Below are 23,032 nucleotides of genomic sequence, written 5' to 3'. Positions count from 1 at the left end.
CGGCGGCGACGACGTCAGCGGATCTGATCACGAGTATGGCCGCGTCGCCGACCGGGAACTTGACCTGACGCGACAGTAATTTACTCTGACGCGACATGGTCTCGATGATCCGGGCGGCCGCCCTGCGCGGTCTCACCCCGCTGGTGGACTCACTCGGCGGCGACGGCGCGGCGCTGCTGGCGCGCTTCCGGGTGCCGCCCGGCGCCGTCGACCCCGTGTCGGATCCGCGGGGGCACCGCCCGGCCGACGCCGACGGTACCCCCGCCGACGACGGCCCGGACGCGGCCGACGTCCTGATCCGCTCCAGCACCGCGGGCCGGATCCTGGAGACCGCGGCCGCCGAGCTCACCTGCCCCGACCTGGGCCTCCGTCTCGCCGAGCAGCAGGGACCGGACGTGCTCGGACCGCTCGCCGTGGCGGTGGAGAACTCGGCGACGATGGGGGAGGCGCTCGACTGCGCGTCGCGGTTCCTGTTCGTGCACAGCCCTGCGCTGCGGGTCTCCCGGATCGACGACCCGGAGGGCGCACCCGGGGTGATGGGCCTGCTCTACGGCAGCACCGAACCCGACCCGCCGCCCCCGCAGGCCGTCGACCTCGGTCTCGGCGTGTTTCACCGCATCGTGGCAGTGCTCGGCGGGGGGCCCTACGGCCTGCGCTCGGCGCACCTGCCCCACCCGCCGCTCGCCCCGGTCTCGCGCTACACCGACTTCTTCGGCACCGACGTCCGGTTCGAGCGCGACGCCGCGGTTCTGCGCGTGCCGTCCGAGCTCGCGTCGCGCCCGATGCACGGCGGCGACGAGACCGTGCGCGCGATCGCGATCGACTACCTGGAGAACCACTTCGACCGCCCCGGCCGGACGGTCACCGACCGGGTCCGCACCGCGCTGATCCGGTCGCTGGGCACCGGACCGCCACGGATCCCGTCGATCGCCCGTCTGCTCCGGATGCACCCGCGCACCCTGCAGCGCCACCTCTCGGCCGAGGGCACGACGTTCGAGACCGTGCTCGACGAGGTCCGCCGGGACACCGCACACCGCCTGATCACTCGCACCGATCTCCCGTTCTCGCAGGTGACGGCGATGGTCGGACTGGCCGAGCAGTCCGCACTGACCCGGGTGTCGCGGCGCTGGTTCGGGGAGACCCCGAGGGCGGTGCGGCGGGCCGGTGCGCGGTCCGGTCGTGATTGAACAGATTTGTTCACGTCCGCGAGGAGATCTGTCATCATTCGCGGCGAGGCCCGGTGCCACCGGGCAGCACGTCCGAGGGGGACCGATGAACGAACGCTTCCGCAACGCCCTGATCGCCGGCCTGCTGGCCGCCGTGGTCTGGATGATCATCGCCACGCTGGTCGGACTGGCCGGCGGCTCCGTCGTCGGGTGGGGGATCGGCCTGCTCGTGGTCGGCTTCGTCGGCACGTTCGTGATCGAGTCGGCGATCGTCCGGTCCCGGGCGGGTCGCCGGTAGGCCGCGGCGCCGTGACGCGGGAGGAGGTGACGGCCGCCCGGGGCGGGTGGCAGTGTGATTCCCGGGGCGACGACGGCGCGCCCCCTCGGACGACCCGGAGGCGCGTGTGGGCGAGGAACCGGTGCTGCTCTCGCACCGCGACGGCGGTGTCCTGACCCTCACGCTGAACCGCCCGCACCGGCGCAACGCCATCGACGGCGAGCTGTGGGAGGCGCTGCGTGCGGCGTTCGTCGACGCCCGCGACGACACGTCCGTCCGTGCGCTGGTGCTGACCGGAGCCGCGGGGGCGTTCTGCGCCGGGGCCGACCTGGGCTCGCAGCCCGGCGGGCACCCGCTGACGCGGATGCACCGGGTCAACGACGTGGCGCTGGCCCTGCACGAGATCGCGGTACCGACGGTGGCGAAGGTGACCGGCGTGGCCGTCGGCGCGGGATGGAACCTGGCGCTGGGCTGCGACCTCGTCGTCGCGACGCCGGAGGCGCGGTTCTCCCAGATCTTCGCCCGCCGCGGGCTCTCGATCGACTTCGGAGGGTCCTGGCTGCTGCCGCGCCTGGTCGGGATGCAGCAGGCCAAGCGGCTCGCCCTGCTCGCAGAGATGATCTCCGCGGAGGAGGCGCGCGATCTCGGGCTGGTCACGTGGCTGGTCGGGGCCGACGAGGTCGACGCGTTCGTCGACGACGTCGCGGCCCGTCTGGCGGCCGGCCCGCCGATCGCGCTGGCCGAGACGAAGGCGCTGCTGGAGAGCGGCTCGTCGTCGACGATGCGCGAGGCGTTGACCGCGGAGGCGCGGGCACAGACGATCAACCGCGGGACGGACGCACCCGCGGCGTTCCGCGCGTTCGTCGATCGGACGGAACCGGACTTCACCGGCACCTGGGTCGCGAACGGTCAGGACGCACGGAGGGACGCATGACCACGACTGCCGAGGACCGGCTGCAGGACTACCGGCGGACCCTGCGGGGCTGGCTGGGCGAGCACGTACCGGCGAACCCGACCGGCGACGTCGAGGAGGCCAAGGCGTTCCAGGCCGCCCTCTACGACGCCGGCTACTCCGGGATCACCTGGCCGAAGGACTCCGGTGGGCAGGGTCTCGGGCAGGCCGAGCAGCAGATCTTCGCCGAGGAGGCCGCGGCGTTCGAGATGCCGGTGCGCCCCTTCCTGATCAGCATGGGGATGTGCGGGCCGACGATCGTCGACCTCGGCACCGACGAGCAGAAGCGCCGCTACCTGCCGCCGCTGCTGCGCGGCGAGGAGATCTGGTGCCAGCTGTTCTCCGAGCCCGGCGCCGGCTCCGACGTCGCCAGCCTGCAGTGCAAGGCCGTCCCCGACGGTGACGGCTGGGTCCTGACCGGGCAGAAGGTCTGGACGTCGAACGCGCAGTGGGCCGACTACGGCGCGATCCTCGCCCGCACCGATCCCGACCGGCCCAAGCACGGCGGCATCACGATGTTCGTCGTGGACATGCGCGCCCCCGGGGTGACCGTGCGCCCGCTCGTCGACATGACCGGCGGCGCCCCGTTCAACGAGGTCTACCTCGACGCCGTCCGGGTCGGCCCCGGGGACGTCCTGGGCGAGGTCAACGGTGGCTGGTCGGCCGCGGTGACCATGCTTGGCCACGAGCGCGTGACGATCTCCGGGCTGCGCCAGAAGCGCAGCAACGGACTGACCTTCGACTCCCTCGCCGAACTGGGCCGACGCCACGGCGCCGATCCCGTCGCCCGGGACCGTCTCGCGGACCTCTACGCCCACCAGCGCGTCCTCGAGCTGTTCAACGCCCGGATGCGTCAGGAGACCGTCGCCGGTGCCGCCCCCGGGTCACGGGGATCGGTCGGCAAGCTCGCCGGGGCGATGCTGCTGCGCCGCGCGGTGGACACCGCCGGGCACCTGGCCGGCGCGAACATGGTGGCCTGGGAGGACGGCGACGCGGGAGCAGAGAGCGTCGAGCTGGGCATCAACTCCACCCCGGCGTCGAACATCGCCGGCGGGACGAACGAGATCCAGCGCGGCATCATCGGCGACCGGATCCTGGGCCTGCCGCGCGAGCCGCAGGTCGACCGGGGCGTCGCGTTCCGCGAGCTCAAGGTCGGCACCCAGACATCGGCAGCAGGGGCGACTGCCGAGCAGGCGGAGAAGGGCGTGAGCTGACGTGGACCTGGTCCTGACCTCCGAGCAGGCGGAGCTGCGCGCCGCGGTGCGCGACCTGCTCACCGACCACGCCGACTCGGCGAAGGTCCGCAAGGCCATGGACGGCGACACCGGGTACGACGCCGACCTGTGGCGCCGTCTCGGCACCGACCTCGGCGTCCTGGGTCTGGCCGTCCCGGAGGAGCTGGGCGGCGCCGGCGCCGGGCACGTCGAGCGGTCGGTGCTGGCCGCCGAGCTCGGGCGCGCGCTCGTCCCGTCGCCGTTCCTCGCCTCGGCCGTGTTCGCCCTGGACACGTTGCTGGCCCTGCCCGCCCAGCCGGCCCGTGACGAGCTGGTCCCGGCGCTGGCGTCGGGGGAGCGGATCGCCACGCTCGCCGTCGCCGAGGACGGGTCCGGTGTGTTCGACCCGGGCGCGGCCGCGACCCGGGCGACGCGCTCCGGCGACGGCTGGACGCTCGACGGCCGCAAGACCCCGGTGCTGTCCGGGGAGGCCGCCGACGTGCTCGTCGTGCACGCCGTCACCGACGACGGCCCGGCGCTTTTCCTGGTCGACGGCACCGCCGAGGGGCTGACGCGGACCCGTCTGGCCTCGATCGACCCGACCCGGCGCCTGGCCCGGATCGACCTCGCCGGCACCCCCGCGACCCGCCTCGACGGCGACGCGGCCGCGGCGCTGTCCGCGGCCGGGGACCGGGGCGCGGTCGCGCTGGCCGCGGAGCAGACCGCGGGGATCCGGCGGGCGATGGAGCTGACCGTCGAGTACGCGAAGGTCCGCGTGCAGTTCGGACGCCCGATCGGCTCCTACCAGGCTGTCAAGCACGGGTGCGCGGACATGTACGCGGCGTGGGAGCAGTCCGAGTCGGCCGTGCGCTACGCCGCCTGGGCCGCCGACCACGACGCCGACGCCCTCCCGCTGGCCGCCGCGGTCGCCGCCGTCTACGTCGGGCCGCGGTACTTCGAGGTCGCGACCGGGATGGTCCAGTACCACGGCGGCGTCGGCTACACGTGGGAGCACGACGCGCACCTGTTCTACAAGCGCGCCAAGTCCGACGAGCTCCTCCTGGGCACTCCCGGCGCCCAACGGGCCCACCTGGCCGACCTGCTGAACATCTGACACGTCCTCGCAACGGAAACGGTGCCCTCGCACGCGTCATGTCGCGTGCGAGGGCACCGTTTCGGGTGCGGGACGACCCCGCGGGGGCGGACCGTCAGTCGAACAGGTCCGGGTCGGTCCGGACGATCTCGTCCCACAGCGGCTGGAAGGAGAACCAGCCGGCGAACGGGCTACCGGTCTGCTCGCGGGTGAAGTCGGCGTTCGCGTGGTCGATCAGCGTCGGCGTGCCGGCGGCCTCGGCGAGGAGCTGGGCCTGGCAGTTGCGCTCGGTCATGATGAACCACCACGCGGCCTCGGCGACCGTGTCACCGACGGTGAAGATGCCGTGGTTCTGGTGGAACGCCATCCGGTAGTCGCCCAGGCCCTTGGCCAGCGCGGCACCGGACTCCCGGTCGACGACGACCGCGCCCGCGCCGTCGGCGACGACGGTGTGGTTGTTGTAGAGCGCGCACGCGTCCTGGGTGATCGGGTCGAGCGTGCGGCCCAGCGACGACCAGGCCTTGCCGTGCACCGAGTGCGCGTGGCAGGCGGCGACGACGTCGGGACGGGCCTCGTGCACCGCGGAGTGGATGACGAACCCGGCCCGGTTCACCGGCTTGTTCCCGTGCCGGACGATCCCCTCGTGGTCGACCAGGAGCAGGTCGGACACGCGGATGTGACGGAACGACATGCCGAACGGGTTGACCCAGAACAGGTCCGGGTCCTCCGGGTCGCGGACGGTGATGTGCCCGGCGATCCCCTCGCCGAAGCCGAACTTGCCGAAGATCCGGAACGCGCCCGCGAGCTGCTGCTTGCGGTGCAGGCGCTCCTCGGCGCCGGTCTGGAAGGTGGGCGGCTTCGGCAGGGAGATCCCCTCCTGCGTCGGCTCGAAGGACGGCATGGAGGACTGCTCGGGCTTCGTGGGTGCGGCCATCATTCGACCGTGCGCCGCAGCGCCTTCGTCGTCAAGTGGAGAAGTTCGGCGAACCTTCCGGGCGCGGAGGGCGAATACTGGGGAGACGGCGGGCGCGCCGCCGGTCCTCGGCGGCGCACGGACCACCGTGGGCGTGAGGTACGGACATGAGCACCGAGACGAACACCGGATGGTTCGCCGGCGACCTGACGGGCGAGCAGCGGCCCCTGTGGTGGGGCGCGGTCTGCGCGAGCGGGCTGGTCGCGGTCGGGTCACCCACCGCGCTGCAGGTGCTCTGGCTGGTCGTGGTCGCGGCGAGTGCCGCGGCCGGGCCCCGGGCGTCGAAGGCGCTCCGCGAGGCCCGTGAGCAGCAGCAACGCCGTCAGGCCGGCTGACCGGAGCTACGGCCGTCGCGTGACGTAGATCAGGTTCAGACCCTGCCCGGGTGCCGGGTGCGCGACGACGTCGCCGAACCCGGCCTCGCCCAGCATCTGCCGCGCCAGAGACTCGCCCCACGCCGCGCCCAGCCCCGCGCCGCCGGAGGCGAGCGACACCGTCATGCAGTGCAGCGTGCTGATCGAGTAGATCCACGGCGCGAACGGGTTGCCGACGTTCTCGGCCAGATCGCTCGACGCCGCCATGTCGATCATGATGAACGAGCCGCCCGGAGCCAGCGCGTCGTGCACCCCGCGCAGGACGGCGGCCGGGTCGGCCTGGTCGTGCACGGCGTCGATCGCGAACACGACGTCGAACGGCCGCTCGGGCTTCAGTGAGGAGGCGTCGGCGACCTCGAACGTCACGTTCTCCAGCGCGTCGGACTCGGCGCGGGCCCGCTCGACCGCGTCCGACGACAGGTCGTAGCCGACGAACGTCGACGCCGGGAACGCGGCACCCAGCAGGGCCAGGGCGTGCCCGGTACCGCAGCCGACGTCGGCGACCCGCACGCCGGCCGTCAGGCGCTCGGTGAGGTCCGGGACCAGGGGCAGCCAGGCGTCGATCAGCAGCTCGTCGAGCGGACGACGGTTGAGCTCGTCCATCACGCCGGTGAAATGCGGGGCGAACTTCTCGTACGGGACCCCGCCGCCGCTGCGGAACGCCTCCTCGACGCCGTCGAGGTTGCGCCCGAGCAGGGTGACCATCGCGGCCATCGGGCCCATGTTCTTCGACCCGCCGCCGGTCAGGGCGGCCGCGTGCTCGGGCGGGAGCGTGTAGGCCGAACCGTCGTAGGTCATGATCTCGGCCGTCACCATGGCGCCCAGCCACTCCCGGACGTAGCGCTCGTCGAGCCCCACGCGGGCGGCGAGCTCGGGGGAGGTGGCGGGTCCCTGTGCGGCGGCGGTGAACAGGCCCAGCCGATGCCCGAGATCGACCATGTAGGTCAGGGCGCCCTGGGTGTACATGCCGAACAGCTGACGGGCGAACGCGCGGACCTTCTTCCGGTCCGGGACGGCGGTGTCGGGAACGGCGCTGTCGGGGGACTCGGTGCCGGTCATCCGCCGATCCTGCCCCACCGGCACTCGTGCCGACAGGCGTGAACGAGCCGGCTGCCCGGTCGGCGCCTACGACGGCCCCGGCGCGCCGAGTGATCGATCAGTGTGGTCGGATCCGTGCCACCGGTGGCACGGATCGTCCCTCACATATCGATCATGGACGGTTCGTGGGCCGGGCCGGGCAGGACGGCGGGTCCTCCGGGGCGTCGCGCAGGACGTGCAGGATGCGGATCAGCTCGGCCCGGTCACCGGCGCCGAGACGGCCGAAGAAGTCCTCCGCCTCGGCGGCACGCGCGGCCCGGATCGCACCGGCCACCTCGGCACCGGCGGCGGTGAGCCGGACGATCGTGGCGCGCCGGTCCGCCGGGTCGGGGGAGCGTTCGACCAGGTCGCGGGACTCGAGGTCGTCGACGACCTCGGTCGCCGAGCGCGGTGCGATCCGCAGGTGCCGGGCCAGCTCGCCGGGACGCATGTCGCCGTGGCGGGCCAGGACGCCGATCGCCCGCGACTGCGACGGCGACACGTCGTAGGGCGCCAGCGCCTCCTTCGAGACGTGCCGCAGGGTCCGCGCGACCGACCAGAAGGCCTCGGTCAGCGTCTCCCCGGAATTCCGGGTCTCCCCGCGACCCCGGGTTTCCTCACGATCCTCACCCCGCACGGGAACAAACTATCAAGAACTACGGTTGTCACCTCATGATGAGGTTACCTCAGCAATCTTGAGTCCACCGAGAGGACCACCACCTTGGCCACCGATACCCCCACCGTCACCCCGCCCGGACGTCCGGGCCGTCCCGGGACGAAGAACTCCGCCGCCGACAAGGCCGCCGCCCGTGACGTCTCCCTGCGCCGCATCGGCGCCCTGTTCGCCCCGCACCGGGGCCCGCTCGCCGTCGTCATCGCGATCATCGTCGCGTCGTCGATCGTCGGGATGGCCTCGCCGTTCCTGCTGCGCGAGGTCATCGACGTCGCGCTGCCCGACCGGAACGTCACCCTGCTCGCCTGGCTCGCCGGCGGGATGGTCGCCGTCGCCGCCGTGACCGCCGCCCTCGGCGTCGTCCAGACCTGGATCAGCACCCGGGTCGGCCAGGAGATCATGCACGGCCTGCGCACCGGCGTGTTCGCCCACCTGCAGCGCCAGTCGATGGCCTTCTTCACCCGGACCCGCACCGGCGAGGTGCAGTCCCGGATCACCAACGACATCGGTGGCATGCAGTCCGTCGTCACCTCGACCGCCACGTCGGTCGCCTCCAACCTCACCACCGCCGTCGCCACCGCGGTCGCGATGCTCGCCCTGTCCTGGCAGCTGACGCTGATCTCGCTCATCGTCATGCCGCCCGCGGTCGTCATCACCCGCAAGGTGGCCGCGATGCGCCGCGCCGTCACCGCACGCCAGCAGCGCGAGCTGGCCGACCTCAACGTCACCGTCGAGGAGAGCCTGTCGATCTCCGGGGTGCTGCTGTCGAAGACGATGGGCAGCGGCCCCGCCCTCACCCGCCGGTTCACCGACTCCTCGGCCCGCCTGGTCGACCTGGAGCTGCGCTCGCAGCTGGCCGGGCGCTGGAGCATGGCCGCGATGCAGGTCATCTTCGCCGCGATCCCGGCCGTGATCTACCTGGCCGCCGGCCTGCCGTTCACCGCGGGCGCCATGAGCATCGGCACGCTGGTCGCGTTCACGGCCCTGCAGGCGGGCCTGTTCCGCCCGATCATGGGCCTGCTCGGGGTCGGCGTCTCGCTGATCGCCTCGCTCGCCCTGTTCGCCCGGATCTTCGAGTACCTGGACCTGACCGTCGACGTCGACGAGCCGCAGCACCCGGCCGCGGTCGACCCGGCGACGGTCCGCGGGCACGTGCGGTTCTCCGACGTCACGTTCGCCTACCCGGGCAGCGACTCGGCCGCCGTCGCCGGGGTGGACCTCGACGTCCCGGCCGGCACCACGCTGGCCCTGGTCGGCGAGACCGGTTCCGGCAAGTCGACGCTGGCCTCGCTCGTCGCGCGGCTCTACGACCCGACCGGCGGCCGCGTGACGATCGACGGCGTCGACGTCCGCGACATCGCCCTGGGTGACCTGTCCTCGATCGTCGGGGTGGTCAGCCAGGAGACCTACCTGCTGCACACCACCGTCCGGGAGAACCTGCGCTACGCCCGCCCCGACGCCACCGACGCCGAGATCGAGAACGCCGCCCGCGCCGCGCAGGTGCACGACATGATCGCCGCCCTGCCCGACGGCTACGACACGCTCGTCGGGTCGCGCGGGCACCGGTTCTCCGGCGGGGAGCAACAGCGGATCGCGATCGCCCGCACGCTGCTGCGGGACCCGAGGGTGCTGGTCCTCGACGAGGCCACCAGCGCCCTGGACACCGAGACCGAGCGCGCCGTACAGCACGCGTTCGACGCTCTGTCGCGCGGCCGCACGACGATCACCATCGCGCACCGGCTGTCCACGATCCGCGACGCGGACGCGATCGCGGTCGTCGACCACGGCCGGATCGCCGAGACCGGGACCCACGACACCCTGGTGGCGAACGCCGGCCGCTACGCCGCCCTCGCCACCGCGACGGTGAGCAGGTAGGCGGTCACCGCGACGTCGACCGACACCGGTGCCACACCCAGGTCCGCCGCGATCGCCGGTGCGGCCGGGGCGATCACCGTCGCGTCCATGATCTCCATGAAGAACGCGCCGGCCACCAGCAGGGCGAGAGCGGGGCGGACGGTGCCGGGGGAGCCCGTGGTCACGGAGCTCCCAGCGCGCGGGAGATGGCGCGCGCCGTCGTCCGGACGGGGGTGGCGAGCTGCTGGGACGGGACCGACCCGGCGTGCACGACCAGCGACACCGCCGCGACGACGGCACCGGCGCGGTCGTGCACGGGGGCGGCCACCGACAACGCGTCGTCGGTGACCTGGCGGTCGCTGACCGCGAAGCCCCGCGTACGGGTGTCGGCGAGCATCGCCCGCAGCCGGACGGGGTCGGTGACGGTGAACGGGGTCAGTGCCTCGACCGGACCGGCCAGCACCTCCTCCTGTACCTCCGGCGGCGCGTGGGCGAGCAGGACCAGCCCGACGCCGGTGCTGGTCAGGGCGAACCGGCCGCCGACCCGGGTCAGCACCGGGACCGCGCCGGTCCCGGCGATCCGCTCGACGAACACCAGCTCGGCGCCCTCCCGGACGGCCAGCTGCACGTTCTCCCGGCTGACCTGGCACAGGTCCTCCAGGAACGGCAGCGCACGGTCCCGCAGTGCCTGGCTGCGCGGGGCCAGGGAGCCGATCTCCCAGAGGCGCAACCCGATCCGGTAGCTCCCGTCGTCGGCGCGTTCGAGGGCGCCCCACTCCATCAGCGCGCCGAGCAGCCGGTGCACCGTGGAGACCGGGATCCCGGTGTGCCGGGCGATCTCGCTGAGCGTCATCGCCGGGCGGGAGGCGTCGAAGGCGCCGAGGATCTGCAGGCCACGGCCCAGGACCGGGCCCGTGGACGTGCCGTCGCCGCGCGTCGGGCGCTTCGCCGCCTCGGGCATCGAGCGTGCTCCCCTCGTCGGTCCTATCCTCTCCCGGGTGCCCGCGCGCACCGCACGCGGCCGCGTCCCGTGGTCGTTGTCGCCACGGACAACGGTTGCTGTCGCGCTCCACGTCGACAAACCGTGTGATAGGCGACACGATGCGCGGAACCGACGTTCACATGTGACCCCGACGTCCACAATTGACGGAGACAGAGCAGCGCATGAACCTTGCCAGCATCCTGGTCGGCACCGCCGCCGACCACGGCGACCGGATCGCCCTGCGGGTCGACGACGAGACCGTCGACTACGCCTCGTTCCTGGAGCGGGCCCGCACCGCCGCCGGGGTCATCCGCGGCCTCGGCGCCCAGCCCGGCGACCGGGTGGGTCTCGTCTCGCCCAACCTGCCGGCGTTCCCGGTGGTGTTCTACGGCGCGCTGCTGGCCGGCTGCGTCGTCGTGCCGATGAACCCGTTGCTCACCGCCCGCGAGATCGACTACTACCTCGCCGACTCCGGTGCCGTCGCCGTCGTCGCGGTGGACGCGGTGGCCGACGCGTCCCGCGAGGCCGCGGAGAAGGCCGGGATCCCGGCGCTGGTCGTCGGTGCCGACGGCGTGCCGGTCGACGAGGGCACCGCCAACGACCCGCTGGAGTCCGAGGTCGAGCGCGACGGCTCCGACCTGGCCGTCATCCTCTACACCTCGGGCACCACAGGGCAGCCCAAGGGCGCGATGCTCAGCCACGACAACCTGGTCACCAACGCCGCGACGTCGGCCGAGACGCTGATCGAGGCCACCCCGGACGACGTCGTCATGGGATGTCTGCCGCTGTTCCACGTGTTCGGGCTGACCTGCGGGCTGAACGCGTCCGTGCGGGCCGGTGCCTCGCTGGCGCTGCTGCCGCGGTTCGACGCCAAGAAGGCGCTCGAGACGATCGCGAAGCACAAGGTGACCGTGTTCGAGGGCGTGCCGACGATGTATGTCGGGATGCTCGGCGTCGACGGCGAGTACGACACCTCCAGTCTGCGGACCTGCCTCTCCGGCGGCGCGGCGATGCCGGTCGAGGTCATGCGCGGGTTCGAGGAGCGCTACGGCTGCCAGGTGCTGGAGGGCTACGGCCTGTCCGAGACCTCCCCGGTGGCCTCGTTCAACCAGCCCGGCCAGGAGCGCAAGCCCGGCTCGATCGGCACGCCCGTGCGCGGCATGGAGATCCGCCTGCTCTCCGACGAGGGCGAGGACGTCGCGGTCGGGGAGATCGGCGAGATCGCGATCCGCGGCGAGGGCGTCATGTCCGGATACCACGGGCGGCCCGAGGCCACCGAGGAGTCGATCCCGGACGGCTGGTTCCGCAGCGGTGACCTGGCCAAGATCGACGAGGACGGCTACATCTTCATCGTCGACCGCAAGAAGCAGATGATCATCCGCGGTGGCTACAACGTCTACCCGCGCGAGATCGAGGAGGTGTTCTACGAGTACCCCGCCGTCGCCGAGGTCGCGGTGGTCGGGCTGGAGCACTCCCAGCTGGGCCAGGAGGTCGGCGCCGCCGTCGCGGTGAAGCCGGGCGAGTCCTTCGACGCCGAGAAGATCCGCGCCTTCGTCAAGGAGCGGGTCGCGGCCTACAAGTACCCGCGTCACATCTGGCAGGTCGACGCCCTGCCCAAGGGCCCGACCGGCAAGGTCCAGCACCGCGACGTCGTCGTCCCGGACGACGTGGTCGTCGAATGAACCTCCTCGACGCACTCTCTCCCGCGGAGGGGACATGAGCACCACCCACCACGACGACCACGACCACGCCGCCGCGGTCGGGGCGCCGCTGGACCTGCTGCTGACCGACGCCGTCCGCGGCCCGCTGCAGCGGTTCCTGCCGAGCGCGTCCACGCTGAGGTTCGCGGCCGGTCTCGCCCAGCACCCGAGAGCGGTCGTCGGACGCGTCCGCGGGCTGGTCGGCGAGCTCGGCGAGGTCGCGCTGGGCACGTCGCAGGCCGCTCCGGACACGAAGGACCGGCGCTTCTCCGACGAGGCCTGGAACGACAACCCGCTGCTGCGCCGGGCGCTGCAGTCCTACCTGGCGCTGTCCCGGACGGCGGAGGCGTTGATCGCCGACGCCGAGCTGGGGGAGACCGACGAGCTGCGGGTGCGCGCCGCCGTCGGCAACGCCTCCGACGCGCTCGCGCCGAGCAACAACCCGCTGTTCAACCCGCGTGCGCTGCGCGCGGTCGTGGACACCGGCGGCGGGAACTTCGTGCAGGGGCTCCGGAACCTGACCCGGGACCTGGCCAGCGCACCCCGGGTGCCGACGATGGTGGAGGCCGACGCGTTCGAGGTCGGCGAGACCGTCGCCGCCACCCCGGGCACGGTCGTCGCCCGGACCCCGGTGTTCGAGCTGATCCAGTACACGCCGACCACGAAGACGGTCCGCGAGGTGCCGCTGCTGATCGTCCCGCCGACGATCAACAAGTACTACGTCGTGGACATCTCGCCCGGCCGCAGCCTGGTGGAGTACCTGGTCGGCCAGGGCCACCAGGTGTTCGCGATCTCCTGGCGCAACCCGGACGTGCGCCACGCCGCGTGGGACTTCGACACCTACGGCGAGGCGATCCTGGCCGCGATGGCCTCCACCCGGCGGATCACCGGCGCCCCGAGGACCGCGATGATGGCGCTGTGCTCGGGCGGGATCCTGAGCTCCATGGTGATCGCGCACCTCGCGGCCCGCGGCGAGCTCGACACCGTGGCCGCGTCGGTGCTGTCGGTGGCCGTGCTCGACCAGGAGGACGCCGGGCTGCCCGGTGCGCTGCTCACCCCGGCCGCCGCCGAGGCCGCCGTCGCGGCGTCGAAGGCCAAGGGCTACCTCGACGGCCGGTCGCTGGCCGAGGTGTTCGCGTGGCTGCGGCCCAACGACCTGATCTGGAACTACTGGGTCGAGAGCTACCTGCTCGGGCGCTCGCCGAAGCCGTTCGACGTGCTGTTCTGGAACGCCGACTCCACCCGGATGACGGCCGGTCTGCACGCCGACTTCATCGACGTCGCCCAGCGCAACGCCCTCGCCGACCCGGGGGCGGCGACCATGCTCGGCTCGCCGATCGACCTCGGCGCGATCGACGTGGACTCCTACATCACCGCCGGCGAGACCGACCACCTGTGCCCGTGGCAGAACTGCTACGCCACCACCGGGCTCTACGGCGGGGAGTCGCGTTTCGTGCTCTCCACCAGCGGACACATCGCCTCGATCGTCAACCCGCCGGGCAACAAGAAGGCGCGGTTCCGCACGGCGGACAAGCACCCGCCGACGGCCGAGGAGTGGCTCGCGGAGTCCGAGGCCACCGAGGGCTCGTGGTGGCCGGACCTCAGCGCGTGGCTGCACGCCCGCACCGGCGACGAGCGCGACGCGCCGCAGGCGGCCGGGGGAGCCGAGGACCCGCCGCTGGATCCCGCACCGGGACGATACGTGCACGCCTCGTGACCGCCCGGAACGCGCTGCCGGGCCGGGCCGGGACGCCCGGCCGGGACGAGGTGACCCGCATCTTCTCGGTGCGCGGTCGCCGCCTCTCGGTGACCCACCGTCCCGGCCGGCGGGGACGGGTGCCGCTGCTGCTGTGCAGCGGCATCGGTTCCGGTTCCGTCCTGTTCGACCCGCTGCTGGCCGAGCTGGACCCGGACCGCCCGGTGATCCGGTTCGACGCCCCGGGCGTCGGCGCCTCGCCGACGCCGCGGGTGCCCTACCGGTACGCGACGCTGGCGGCCACCGTCGCCTCGGTCGTCGGGCGTCTCGGCTACGACCGGGCCGACGTCCTGGGGATCTCCTGGGGCGGCGGCCTGGCCCAGCAGATGGCGCTGCAGCACCCGCGCCTGACCCGGAAGCTGGTGCTCGTGGCGACCGCGACCGGGTCGGTGATGGTGCCGGCGAAGCCCCGGACACTGGCCACGATGCTCACCCCGCGCCGGCACCGCGATCCCGGCTTCGCGGTGTCGGTGGCCGGTGACCTCTACGGCGGCACCGCCCGGACGGACCCGCACGGCACGGTGGCCGCGCTGCACCCCGAGGGCTCCGGCTCGACGTCGCAGCGCGGGTACCTCTACCAGCTGTTCGCGATCAGCGGCTGGACGAGCCTGCCGCTGCTGCCGCTGATCCGCCGGCCGGTGCTGGTGATCTCCGGCGACGACGACCCGCTGATCCCGGCCGTCAATGCGACGCTGATGGCGCGGCTGATGCCGCGGGCGCAGCTGCACCTGCACCCCGGTGGACATCTGGCCCTGCTGACCGACGCGGCCGAGCTGGCGCCGGTGATCGAGACGTTCCTGAACGGGAACGGCGGGACGGGGACCGGGTGAGCGCCCCGGCCGCCGCGGACCTCGCCCGCCTGGTCGACGCCGTCGCCGACCGGGTCCCGGCGCTGATCTCCGACCACGTGGACACGATCGTCCGCGACATCGAGATCTACCGGCACGACGACGTCGTGCCCCGGGCGGACCTGCGCCGCTCGGTGCAGCACAACATCAGCTACATGGTCGCCGCGATCCGCGACCCGTCCACGGCCGGGGACGAGTCCGCGCCACGGGAGACCGGACGCCGGCGCGCGGAGCAGGGCGTCCCACTGCCCGAGGTCCTCCGGGCCTTCCGCACCGGGTTCATCGCGCTGTGGGAGCTGCTCGCCGACGGTGCCCGACGCGAGGGGGACCCGGCCGTGCTCGACACCCTGGTCGCGGCGGCCGGGGTGATCTGGCAGCTCAGCGACGAATACTCGATCGCGGTGACCGAGGCCTACCGCGCCGCGACGGCGGACCTGCTCGTGGCCCGTGAGCAGCGGCGGTCGGCGCTGGCCGAGGCGCTGTTCACCGGCGAGCCCGGCCCGGAGGCCGGCCCCTGGGAGGTGGCCCAGCTGCTCGGCCTGCCCGCCGAGGGCGGCTTCGCGGTCGTCGTCGCCGAGACGCCCGGGATGGCGGAGGAGGGTCTGCCGCACGTCGAGCGGCGCCTCGCCGAGCGCGGCGTCGCCTCGGCCTGGCGGCTCAGTGCGCCGCTGCAGACGGGCGTCGTCTCGCTGCGCCACCACGAGCTCGACGACGTGGTCGCCGTCCTGGGGCACGGGATCCGCGGCCGCGCCGGCGTCAGCCCCGTACAGCCGTCCCTGCGTGACGCACCTCGTGCGCTGCGCCTGGCCCGGATCGCGATGACCGGCCTCCCCGCGGGGCGGGCGGAGGTCGCGGTGTTCGACCCCGGACCGGTGGCCGCGCTGGTCGCGCTGGACCCGGACGAGTCCCGCCGGGTCGTCGACGCCGTGTTCGGTGCGGTGTTCGATCTGCCGGCCGAGGACCGGACGACGCTGCTCGACACCGCCCGGGCCTGGTTCGACCACGGCGGCTCCGCCGACCGGACCGCCGCGGCGCTGTTCTGCCACGCCAACACGGTGCGCTACCGGCTCCGGCGGCTGCAGGAGCTGACCGGGCGCTCGTTCACCGAGCCCCGCGACGTCGCCGAGCTCGCCGCCGCGTTGCAGGCCCTGCGGCTGGGGCGGTCTCCCGGACGTCGGTGACACCACGGCATGGACCGGTCCGCCCGCGGGTAACCCGGCGTCGATCGGACGTCGAGAGATCGGGAGTGGGCATGAGCCCCACGGTGGCGGTGCTGGGTACGGGGATCATGGGATCGGGCATGGTGCGCAGCCTGCTGCGCGCCGGGCTCGAGGTGACGGTGTGGAACCGCAGCACGGACAAGGCGAAGGCCCTGGCCGACGACGGTGCGACCGTCGCGGACTCGGCCGCGGCCGCCGTGCGCGGCGCGGACGTCGTGCTGACCATGCTGTTCGACGCGGACGCCGTCGCCGACACCATGGGTCCCGTGCTGCCCGAGATGGGCCCGGATGCGGTGTGGGCGCAGTGCAGCACCGTCGGCGTCGACGGGACCGACCGGCTGGCGGGCCTGGCCGCCGAGCACGGGGTCGCGTTCCTGGACACCCCCGTCGTCGGGACGAAGCAGCCGGCCGAGAAGGGCGAGCTGGTGGTGCTGGTGTCCGGGCCGCCGGACGCCGCGGACCAGGCGGCGCCGGTGTTCGAGGCGATCGGCTCGCAGACCCGGCGGGTCGGCGACGACCCGGGCTCGGCGAGCCGGCTCAAGCTGGTGGTCAACGCGTGGCTGGCCACGGTCGTCAACGGCGTCGCGCAGTCGGTGGCACTGGCCGGGGACCTGGGACTGGACCCGCAGCTGTTCCTCGACGCCATCTCCGGGCAGGCCCTGGACTCGCCGTACGCGCAGCTCAAGGGCTCGGGCATGGTCGACGGGGACTTCGCGCCGTCGTTCGCCCTGGACGGTGTGCTCAAGGACGCGGGTCTGATCCGGGAGGCGGCCGGGACGGCCGGTACCGGCACCGGCCTGCTGGACGCGATGATCGAGAAGCTGCGTCAGGCCTCGTCCGACGGGCACGGCGAGCAGGACGCCGCCGCGGTCGTGGAGGCCTACCGGGCCCGGTGAGCCCCGGTCCTCAGTCGCGGGCGCTGCTGAACGACCAGGCCAGGATCCACACGGCGCCCACGGTCAGCAGCATCGCGCCCGGGATGTGGATCCCGAGGCTGTCGCGTGCGCCGTAGTAGGCCTGCACGAACGAGGCGACGAACACCAGCGACGCCAGGACCGCGGGCCACAGGGCCCCGCCGAGCGGGCGGAACCAGGCGATCGCGGCGATCGCGACGACGCCGGTGAACACGTGCAGGGTGATCGCGCCGGTCGCGTGGATGTCCTCCGGCCCGCCGCCGGGGAACATCTCGCCGGCCGTCACGAACTGGACGGCCAGGTTCAGCACCGTGAGCACGGAGGCCACCTGCAGCGTCCGCAGGACCGTCACCGCCCGGGACGTGCGGGCGACGGGGGTAGCGCTGTGCGTCATGGGGCTCCTCGCCTCACCTCGACCGGAACGTCCGGGTCGGGGCATTGTCGGCCGGTCGGCGTGTGATCGGGGTGTGCCCGCGGCGGGGAGCCGGGCCGCGGAGGGTGATCAGGCGAGTGTGCGGTGGCGGGCCGGATCCGGCGCGATGAGGAAGTCCGTGTCCGGGCACAACGGGCGTCCGAGGCCGGCCAGCACCGGACGGGCGGGGTCGAGCACGGCGAAGTGCTCGGAGAGCCAGTCCTGGGCGGCGGCGCGGTAGCCGCCGGGGTCCGACGGGTGCGACCGCCCGTGCCACCCGCACTCGCACGCGGGCGCGTAGGCGAGGAGGCCCGGGGTGCCCCCGTGGCGGACGTCGGTCCAGATGTCGGTGTAGGACCCGTCGGCGGACAGGCCGGCGACGTACCCCTCGTGGTCGTCCGAGCCGGGGATGTCCGCGACTCCGATGTAGAGCATGGGGTGATCATCCGCCCCTTCCGTGATCACGCAACTATCCGTTCGGGTGACGGGCCGCGGCAGTCGGTGGGCGGCGGCCGTGCGACCGTCGGCGGTATGGCCTTCGATGACGCGGACGCGGTCCTGACGGCGACGACGGATGTGGCGCGGGAGGTGTTCGGCGACCGGCTGGCCGCGGTGTACGCGCTCGGCAGCCTCGCCCACGGCGGCTTCGCGCCACTGGTCAGCGACGTGGACGTGGCCCTGGTGCTGACCGAGGTCGGCCCGCGGACCTCCGAGCAGGTCGCGGCCGTGACGGCGGCGGTGCGCGAGAGGGAGCCGGGGACGCTGTCCGGGCGCCTGTCGGTGTTCTGGGCCGACCTCGACGGCGTCCGGCACGGGCCGGGCCCGTACGGACGGCTCCCCGCCGTCGACCGCCTGGACCTGATCGACGCCGGGCGGCTGCTGCACGGCCGCGACGTCACCGCCTGCGCGGTCCCGCCGGACGGGGCGACCCTGGTCCGGGAGGGTGCGGAGTTCGCCGCGACGCGGTTCGACGACGCCTACCAGGACACGTTGCGGGACCCGGCGGGACTCGTCGCGGGCGGGGCCCGGACCGTCACCAAGGCGGTGCTGTTCCCGGTGCGGTTCCTCTACACGCTGCACACGCACCGGATCGGGCTCAACGCCGACGCCGTGGCGCACTACGACGGCCCGCACCTGCCCCTGGTCCGCGCCGCCGCGGACTGGCGCGGGCACGGCCTCGGCGATCACGGGTCGGCGACGGAGCTGCTCACCGCGCACCTCACCGGCCTGCACACCGAGTTCCTCGACGCCTACGCCGAGGCGATGGACCGCGCGGGCGAGGCAGGTCTCGCCGGGCGGCTGCGGGAGAGCCGCGCCCGGCTGGGGTGACCTCGGACCCGTGCGCGGATATCGCTGCCCTGGCAGCGATATCCGCGCACGGGTGCGTCAGCGCTTCTTGGCGGGGGCGCGCCCGACGAACGCGCCGATGCCGGTGATGGCCCGGCCCACGACCAGGGTGTTGATCTCCTTGGTGCCCTCGTAGGAGTAGAGCGCCTCGGCGTCGTTGAAGAACCGGGTGACCTTGTTCTCCAGCAGCACCCCGTTGCCGCCGAGCACCTCGCGGGCCCGCGCGGCGGCGTCGCGCAGGGCGATCGTGCACTCGCGCTTGGCCAGGGCGGCCTGCTCGTCGGTGAACCGGTCGGTGTCCTGGAGCTGGGCGACCCGCACGGCCATCCCGAGCGAGGACGTCAGGTGCCCGAGGATCGTGACCAGGTGGTCCTGGATCAGCTGGTAGGACGCGATCGGGGCGCCGAACTGCTCGCGCTCGAGCGCGTAGTCGCGGGCCAGCTCGTAGACGCCCATCATCGCGCCGACGGCGTTCCAGGCGACGCCTCCGCGGGTGACCCGCAGGACCCGGTTGGTGTCCTTGAACGAGTTCGCGTTCTGCAGGCGGTTCGCCTCCGGCACCCGGGCGTCGACGAAGGTCAGGTCCGCGTTCTGCACGGTGCGCAGCGCGAGCTTGCCCTCCATCTTCGTTGCGGTGAAGCCGGGCGTGTCCTTCTCCAGGACGAAGCCGAGCACGGCACCGTCGCCGCCGTCGGTCACGTCACGGGCCCAGACGATCGTCAGATCGGCGAACGTGCCGTTGCCGATCCAGCGCTTGGCGCCGTTGAGGACCCAGGTGTCACCGTCGCGGCGCGCGGTGGTCTCCAGACCGCCCGCGACGTCGGAGCCGCCGTGCGGCTCGGACAGGGCGAACGCGCCGATCAGCTCCATCCGGCGCATCGCCGGCAGCCAGCGCTCCTTCTGCTCCTCGGACCCGCACAGGTCGATCGAGGACAGCGCCAGGCCGGTGTGCACGCCGAAGAACGTGGCCATCGACGGGTCGATCCGGGACAGCTCCAGGCTGATGAACGAGGTCAGGAGCTTGGAGTAGGAGCGGCGGTCGGGCCACTCGCGGCCCAGGCCGACGATGTCGAGGTCGGCGAACGCCGGGATCAGGTCGTGCGGGAACGTGGTCGAGGCCCAGTTCTCGTCCGCGACCGGGGCGATCTTCTCCTCGGCGAAGCGGCGGACCCGGCCGAGGATCTCCTGCTCCTCGGGGTCCAGGAGCTCGAGGTAGCCGTAGAAGTCGCCGGGCAACGGCTCCAGGACGGTGGTCGGACCGGTCGTGCTGCTCATCGTGTGGCCTCCGAGTTCATCTGCTCTGCAGTCTGCTCGCCCGCGATCCCGGCGGCCTGCCGTGCGCTCAGCACGGCGGTCTCGGCGCGGTCGCGGGCGGTGGTCAGGGCGGCGTAGTCGTCGCCGTAGGCCTGTTCGGTCGCGCTGCTCAGGGCGTCGACGGTGCCGGCGTCGAGGGAGGGGTTCCCCAGATCGGCCCAGCGGCGCGCCATCCCCGGCCCGAGGTGCTCGAGCATGTGACGCAGCCCGCCTGGGCCGCCGCCGAGGTGGAAGCTCAGGAACGGGCCGCCGGTCGCCCAGCGCGGCCCGAGCGAGCCGGTGACGACGCGGTCGAGCTCGGCGGGGGAGACCACGCCGTCGCGCACCAGCGACACGGCCTCGCGGAACAGCGCCGACTGCAGACGGTTCGCCACGAACCCGGAGACCTCCCGGTGCAGCTCCACCGGGTCCTTGCCGGCCGAGCGCAGGAACTCCGCGGCGACGTCCAGGGACGCGCGCGAGGTCCGGTCGCCGGCGACGATCTCGACCAGCGGCAGCAGGTGCGGCGGGTTGAACGGGTGCGCGACGAGCAGCCGGGCCGCGACGGCGTCGTCGAGGTCCCGGGCGATGTCGGTGGGCATCAGACCGGATGTCGAGGTCAGCAGCGGTGTCGTGGCCGGGGCGGCGGCGCCGATCCTGGCGAACAGCGAGCGTTTGAGGTCCAGATCCTCCGGGCCCTGCTCCTGCACGATCTCCGCATCGGCGACGGCGGTCTCCAGATCCGGCTCGCAGCGCACCCGGGCCAGCAGGGCGTCCGGGTCGGCGCGCAGCGACGGCGCGAACTGGCGCACGCCGGTCGCGACGGCCTCGGCCAGGTCCTTCCGCGGGTCGGTGACGGTGACGTCGTGGCCGTGGAAGGCCAGCAGCGTGGTCCAGGAGACGCCGATCGTGCCGGCGCCCACCTCGGTGATCCTCATGACCGGTCCTCCAGGTAGTCGTGCACCGTCTCGGCCGGCGCCAGCGTCAGGTCGGTCAGCACGTGCGATGCGGAGACGATCTCGCGTACCGGCAGGTCCGCCAGGGGCGCGAGGACGTGGTCGAACAACTGCAGCCGGGCCGGTCCCGACCAGGCCTGCTTCACGGTCAGGTCGCTGATCTGCGTGCGCACCAGGCGGGCGAGCGACGGCCGGCCCGGACCGGGGACGAGCTTGACCATCCACGTCGGCACGCCGATCTGCTCGGCGGCGAGCGCCGGGTCGAGCGGTGCGTTCTTGTAGGCCATCGTCGCCGTGGCGACCGGCAGCTCGCCCAGGCGCAGCGTCCCGACCAGGGCCCCGTCGTCGACGCGCAGTCGCGGAGTGCCGAACGACTTCGGGTAGGCGCTCTGCTCGCGCCCGGCGAAGATCGCCGGGGCGTTGTCGAGCCACATGCCGTGCAGGTACTCGCCCCGCTCGCCGTCGAACGACACGGCCAGCGCCTGCCCGCACTCGGTGTAGGGGCCGAACCCGTCGACGTCGCCCATGTGCATGACCTCGAACCGCACGAGCGGCTCGTCGACGGTCAGCGGCTCGGGGACGGCGGCGCGGAACGCGTCGGCGTCGGTGCGGTAGACGATGTTGAGGTACTCGCGTTCGAGGAACCGGTGCGACCCGGCCGGGAATGCGGGCGCGGTCAGCGGCGTGGTGCCCGCGGCGAGGATGTCCGAGACCTTCACGACGCCGCCCCCGAGACCACGACACCGGAGGAGACCAGCGCGTCGATCTGCTCGGGCGAGCGTCCCAGCTCGCGCAGCAGCGCGACGCTGTCCTGTCCCAGCGACGGGCACGGCGAGCGCATCCCGGCGGGGGTCCCGGAGAGCTTCACCGGGAAGCCGATCGAGCGGTAGCGGCCCTCGGTGGGGTGCTCGGACTCGGTCAGCACGCCGCCCTCGGTGACGTAGGGGTCGTTCTCCGCCTCGTCGATCGCGAGCACCGGGGCGAACGGGATCGAGTGGTCGGCGCAGAGCCGGGCCCAGTCGTCGGTCGTACGGTCCGGGGACATCTCGGCGATCAGGGCGTAGAGGTCCTCCTGGTGCGCGGACAGGGCGGCGCCGTCGGCGAAGCGGGGGTCGGTCGCCAGGTCCTCGCGCCCGGCGGCGCGGAAGAAGTCGGCGATGTTCGCCGGGGTGTAGGGCAGGATGCAGGCCCAGCCGTCCTTCGTCTCGACGGCCTGGTGCCCGGCGGCCATCGACCGGTTGAAGCCGGTCGGGCCCTCCTCCGGGACGAACGTGTGCCCGGACAGGTGCTCGACCAGGTTGAACGCGAGCATCGTGTCGTTCATCGGCACCTCGACGACCTGGCCCCGCCCGGTCGCCTTCTGGTGGATGACGGCGGCCAGCACCGAGTAGACGATGGTGAGCGCGCAGACCTTGTCGGCCAGGATCGTCGGAGCGTAGGACGGCGTCCCGGTGGCCCGGCGCATCAGGTCGACCATGCCGGACGAGGCCTGCACGATCTCGTCGTAGGCGGCGCGGTCGGCGAGCTCGGAGTCCGAGCGGAAGCCCTGCGCGCGGCAGTACACGAGCCGCGGGTTGTGCGCGGTCAGCGTCTCGCCGTCGAGCCCGAGGCGGTCCAGCGCTCCCGGGCGCATGTTCGTCACCAGCACGTCGGCGGTGGCGACCAGGTCCAGGAACGCGGCGCGGCCGTCGGCCGACTTGAGGTCGAGCGCGAGGCTGCGCTTGTTCCGGTTGACGTTCAGCGCCAGCGCACCCATGCCCGGGTTCCGCTGGGGGTGCGTGCGCCGCACCATGTCCCCGCCCGGGGACTCGACCTTGATCACGTCGGCTCCCAGGTCGCCGAGGATCTGGGTCGCGTACGGGCCCATCACCACCGAGGCGAGGTCGATCACGCGGACGCCGGCCAGGGCGCCTGTCCCGTTGTCCATCCCGGACCTCCCGCTGTCGTTCTC

At 73.2% G+C, this 23,032-nt stretch carries 24 protein-coding genes; 13 read left to right on the top strand and 11 right to left on the bottom strand.

Annotated features, from left to right (window positions below):
* Positions 1-95 precede the first annotated feature (95 nt).
* The 5 genes from EV383_RS17575 (at position 96) to EV383_RS17555 (ending at position 4,723) form a co-directional block, all read left to right on the top strand.
* On the top strand, positions 96-1,187 hold the full coding sequence (locus EV383_RS17575) for an AraC family transcriptional regulator (RefSeq protein WP_165438384.1): 1,092 nt from the start codon (positions 96-98) through the stop codon (positions 1,185-1,187).
* 85 nt (positions 1,188-1,272) lie between these two features.
* Complete coding sequence (locus tag EV383_RS17570; RefSeq protein ID WP_130290918.1) at positions 1,273-1,464, top strand: hypothetical protein; 192 nt, start codon at positions 1,273-1,275, stop codon at positions 1,462-1,464.
* Between the two features lie 106 nt (positions 1,465-1,570).
* Entirely contained in the window at positions 1,571-2,377 is an 807-nt protein-coding gene (locus EV383_RS17565) for an enoyl-CoA hydratase-related protein (RefSeq protein WP_130290917.1), read from the top strand.
* Positions 2,374-3,609, top strand: coding sequence for an acyl-CoA dehydrogenase family protein (locus EV383_RS17560; protein WP_130290916.1), 1,236 nt, complete (start codon positions 2,374-2,376; stop codon positions 3,607-3,609). The genes EV383_RS17565 and EV383_RS17560 overlap by 4 nt, the downstream gene beginning before the upstream one ends.
* A 1-nt stretch (position 3,610) precedes the next feature.
* Complete coding sequence (locus EV383_RS17555) at positions 3,611-4,723, top strand: acyl-CoA dehydrogenase family protein (RefSeq protein ID WP_130290915.1); 1,113 nt, start codon at positions 3,611-3,613, stop codon at positions 4,721-4,723.
* Positions 4,724-4,817: 94 nt separating this feature from the next.
* Here the strand turns inward: EV383_RS17555 and EV383_RS17550 are convergent, their stop codons facing one another.
* On the bottom strand, positions 4,818-5,636 hold the full coding sequence (locus EV383_RS17550; RefSeq protein WP_130290914.1) for a class II aldolase/adducin family protein: 819 nt from the start codon (positions 5,634-5,636) through the stop codon (positions 4,818-4,820).
* 146 nt (positions 5,637-5,782) lie between these two features.
* Between EV383_RS17550 and EV383_RS17545 the strand changes: the two genes are divergently transcribed.
* Complete coding sequence (locus tag EV383_RS17545; RefSeq protein ID WP_130290913.1) at positions 5,783-6,010, top strand: hypothetical protein; 228 nt, start codon at positions 5,783-5,785, stop codon at positions 6,008-6,010.
* A gap of 6 nt (positions 6,011-6,016) precedes the next feature.
* Here EV383_RS17545 and EV383_RS17540 read toward each other — a convergent pair whose 3' ends face one another.
* Both EV383_RS17540 and EV383_RS17535 read right to left on the bottom strand, forming a co-directional pair.
* A complete protein-coding gene (locus EV383_RS17540) occupies positions 6,017-7,108 on the bottom strand; it encodes a methyltransferase domain-containing protein (RefSeq protein ID WP_130290912.1) in 1,092 nt (363 codons plus the stop codon).
* 151 nt (positions 7,109-7,259) lie between these two features.
* Entirely contained in the window at positions 7,260-7,763 is a 504-nt protein-coding gene (locus EV383_RS17535) for a MarR family winged helix-turn-helix transcriptional regulator (RefSeq protein ID WP_130290911.1), read from the bottom strand.
* A gap of 84 nt (positions 7,764-7,847) precedes the next feature.
* Here EV383_RS17535 and EV383_RS17530 point away from each other — a divergent pair, with 84 nt between their 5' ends.
* Positions 7,848-9,674 carry an ABC transporter ATP-binding protein gene (locus EV383_RS17530; RefSeq protein WP_130290910.1) on the top strand — a complete coding sequence of 609 codons (1,827 nt, stop codon included), beginning with the start codon at positions 7,848-7,850 and terminating at the stop codon, positions 9,672-9,674.
* On the opposite strand, the gene EV383_RS17525 is transcribed toward EV383_RS17530, so the two are convergent.
* Both EV383_RS17525 and EV383_RS17520 read right to left on the bottom strand, forming a co-directional pair.
* Positions 9,638-9,838 (bottom strand): hypothetical protein, encoded by a 201-nt coding sequence (locus tag EV383_RS17525; protein WP_130290909.1) that lies wholly within the window; start codon positions 9,836-9,838, stop codon positions 9,638-9,640. The two genes, EV383_RS17530 and EV383_RS17525, sit on opposite strands and share 37 nt — an antisense overlap.
* The gene (locus EV383_RS17520; protein WP_130290908.1) at positions 9,835-10,614 is read right to left on the bottom strand and encodes an IclR family transcriptional regulator; all 780 of its coding nucleotides are present in this window, start codon (positions 10,612-10,614) and stop codon (positions 9,835-9,837) included. Before EV383_RS17520 ends, EV383_RS17525 begins: the two co-directional genes overlap by 4 nt.
* Before the next feature lie 203 nt (positions 10,615-10,817).
* Here EV383_RS17520 and EV383_RS17515 point away from each other — a divergent pair, with 203 nt between their 5' ends.
* The 5 genes from EV383_RS17515 (at position 10,818) to EV383_RS17495 (ending at position 17,055) form a co-directional block, all read left to right on the top strand.
* Positions 10,818-12,317, top strand: coding sequence for a long-chain-fatty-acid--CoA ligase (locus EV383_RS17515; protein WP_130290907.1), 1,500 nt, complete (start codon positions 10,818-10,820; stop codon positions 12,315-12,317).
* Between the two features lie 34 nt (positions 12,318-12,351).
* Positions 12,352-14,052, top strand: a complete 1,701-nt coding sequence (locus EV383_RS17510) for a PHA/PHB synthase family protein (RefSeq protein WP_130290906.1) — start codon at positions 12,352-12,354, stop codon at positions 14,050-14,052.
* The gene (locus EV383_RS17505) at positions 14,049-14,921 is read left to right on the top strand and encodes an alpha/beta fold hydrolase (protein WP_242623161.1); all 873 of its coding nucleotides are present in this window, start codon (positions 14,049-14,051) and stop codon (positions 14,919-14,921) included. Before EV383_RS17510 ends, EV383_RS17505 begins: the two co-directional genes overlap by 4 nt.
* Positions 14,918-16,120, top strand: coding sequence for a PucR family transcriptional regulator (locus tag EV383_RS17500; protein WP_130290905.1), 1,203 nt, complete (start codon positions 14,918-14,920; stop codon positions 16,118-16,120). The genes EV383_RS17505 and EV383_RS17500 overlap by 4 nt, the downstream gene beginning before the upstream one ends.
* Positions 16,121-16,191: 71 nt before the next feature.
* Positions 16,192-17,055 (top strand): NAD(P)-dependent oxidoreductase, encoded by an 864-nt coding sequence (locus tag EV383_RS17495; protein WP_130290904.1) that lies wholly within the window; start codon positions 16,192-16,194, stop codon positions 17,053-17,055.
* Between the two features lie 10 nt (positions 17,056-17,065).
* Here the strand turns inward: EV383_RS17495 and EV383_RS17490 are convergent, their stop codons facing one another.
* Both EV383_RS17490 and EV383_RS17485 read right to left on the bottom strand, forming a co-directional pair.
* Positions 17,066-17,467 carry a hypothetical protein gene (locus tag EV383_RS17490; protein WP_130290903.1) on the bottom strand — a complete coding sequence of 134 codons (402 nt, stop codon included), beginning with the start codon at positions 17,465-17,467 and terminating at the stop codon, positions 17,066-17,068.
* A gap of 108 nt (positions 17,468-17,575) precedes the next feature.
* On the bottom strand, positions 17,576-17,920 hold the full coding sequence (locus tag EV383_RS17485) for a hypothetical protein (RefSeq protein ID WP_130290902.1): 345 nt from the start codon (positions 17,918-17,920) through the stop codon (positions 17,576-17,578).
* A gap of 96 nt (positions 17,921-18,016) precedes the next feature.
* Between EV383_RS17485 and EV383_RS17480 the strand changes: the two genes are divergently transcribed.
* Positions 18,017-18,814, top strand: coding sequence for a hypothetical protein (locus EV383_RS17480; protein WP_130290901.1), 798 nt, complete (start codon positions 18,017-18,019; stop codon positions 18,812-18,814).
* A 57-nt stretch (positions 18,815-18,871) separates the two neighbouring features.
* Here the strand turns inward: EV383_RS17480 and EV383_RS17475 are convergent, their stop codons facing one another.
* Genes EV383_RS17475 through EV383_RS17460 form a run of 4 tightly spaced genes read right to left on the bottom strand, consistent with a single transcriptional unit; the run spans position 18,872 to position 23,008 of the window.
* Positions 18,872-20,107, bottom strand: a complete 1,236-nt coding sequence (locus EV383_RS17475; RefSeq protein ID WP_130290900.1) for an acyl-CoA dehydrogenase family protein — start codon at positions 20,105-20,107, stop codon at positions 18,872-18,874.
* Complete coding sequence (locus EV383_RS17470; RefSeq protein ID WP_130290899.1) at positions 20,104-21,063, bottom strand: 3-hydroxyacyl-CoA dehydrogenase NAD-binding domain-containing protein; 960 nt, start codon at positions 21,061-21,063, stop codon at positions 20,104-20,106. Before EV383_RS17470 ends, EV383_RS17475 begins: the two co-directional genes overlap by 4 nt.
* Entirely contained in the window at positions 21,060-21,800 is a 741-nt protein-coding gene (locus EV383_RS17465; RefSeq protein WP_130290898.1) for an acetoacetate decarboxylase, read from the bottom strand. Before EV383_RS17465 ends, EV383_RS17470 begins: the two co-directional genes overlap by 4 nt.
* Positions 21,797-23,008: a CaiB/BaiF CoA transferase family protein gene (locus tag EV383_RS17460; protein ID WP_130290897.1), complete on the bottom strand. Its 1,212-nt coding sequence runs from the start codon at positions 23,006-23,008 to the stop codon at positions 21,797-21,799. The genes EV383_RS17465 and EV383_RS17460 overlap by 4 nt, the downstream gene beginning before the upstream one ends.
* Between the last annotated feature and the right edge of the window lie 24 nt (positions 23,009-23,032).

Source organism: Pseudonocardia sediminis, assembly GCF_004217185.1.
GTDB lineage: Bacteria > Actinomycetota > Actinomycetes > Mycobacteriales > Pseudonocardiaceae > Pseudonocardia > Pseudonocardia sediminis.
Note: the sequence above shows the minus strand (reverse complement) of the source record. Positions and strands in the feature narration are given on the sequence as shown.

Excerpts from the sequence above, each read along its gene's own strand:
- EV383_RS17575 (WP_165438384.1), top strand. The coding sequence starts at position 96 with ATGGTCTCGATGATCCGGGCGGCCGCCCTGCGCGGTCTCACCCCGCTG.
- EV383_RS17570 (WP_130290918.1), top strand. The coding sequence starts at position 1,273 with ATGAACGAACGCTTCCGCAACGCCCTGATCGCCGGCCTGCTGGCCGCC.
- EV383_RS17560 (WP_130290916.1), top strand. The coding sequence starts at position 2,374 with ATGACCACGACTGCCGAGGACCGGCTGCAGGACTACCGGCGGACCCTG.
- EV383_RS17550 (WP_130290914.1), bottom strand. The coding sequence starts at position 5,636 with ATGGCCGCACCCACGAAGCCCGAGCAGTCCTCCATGCCGTCCTTCGAG.
- EV383_RS17545 (WP_130290913.1), top strand. The coding sequence starts at position 5,783 with ATGAGCACCGAGACGAACACCGGATGGTTCGCCGGCGACCTGACGGGC.
- EV383_RS17540 (WP_130290912.1), bottom strand. The coding sequence starts at position 7,108 with ATGACCGGCACCGAGTCCCCCGACAGCGCCGTTCCCGACACCGCCGTC.
- EV383_RS17520 (WP_130290908.1), bottom strand. The coding sequence starts at position 10,614 with ATGCCCGAGGCGGCGAAGCGCCCGACGCGCGGCGACGGCACGTCCACG.
- EV383_RS17515 (WP_130290907.1), top strand. The coding sequence starts at position 10,818 with ATGAACCTTGCCAGCATCCTGGTCGGCACCGCCGCCGACCACGGCGAC.
- EV383_RS17510 (WP_130290906.1), top strand. The coding sequence starts at position 12,352 with ATGAGCACCACCCACCACGACGACCACGACCACGCCGCCGCGGTCGGG.
- EV383_RS17495 (WP_130290904.1), top strand. The coding sequence starts at position 16,192 with ATGAGCCCCACGGTGGCGGTGCTGGGTACGGGGATCATGGGATCGGGC.
- EV383_RS17490 (WP_130290903.1), bottom strand. The coding sequence starts at position 17,467 with ATGACGCACAGCGCTACCCCCGTCGCCCGCACGTCCCGGGCGGTGACG.
- EV383_RS17485 (WP_130290902.1), bottom strand. The coding sequence starts at position 17,920 with ATGCTCTACATCGGAGTCGCGGACATCCCCGGCTCGGACGACCACGAG.
- EV383_RS17480 (WP_130290901.1), top strand. The coding sequence starts at position 18,017 with ATGGCCTTCGATGACGCGGACGCGGTCCTGACGGCGACGACGGATGTG.
- EV383_RS17475 (WP_130290900.1), bottom strand. The coding sequence starts at position 20,107 with ATGAGCAGCACGACCGGTCCGACCACCGTCCTGGAGCCGTTGCCCGGC.
- EV383_RS17470 (WP_130290899.1), bottom strand. The coding sequence starts at position 21,063 with ATGAGGATCACCGAGGTGGGCGCCGGCACGATCGGCGTCTCCTGGACC.
- EV383_RS17460 (WP_130290897.1), bottom strand. The coding sequence starts at position 23,008 with ATGGACAACGGGACAGGCGCCCTGGCCGGCGTCCGCGTGATCGACCTC.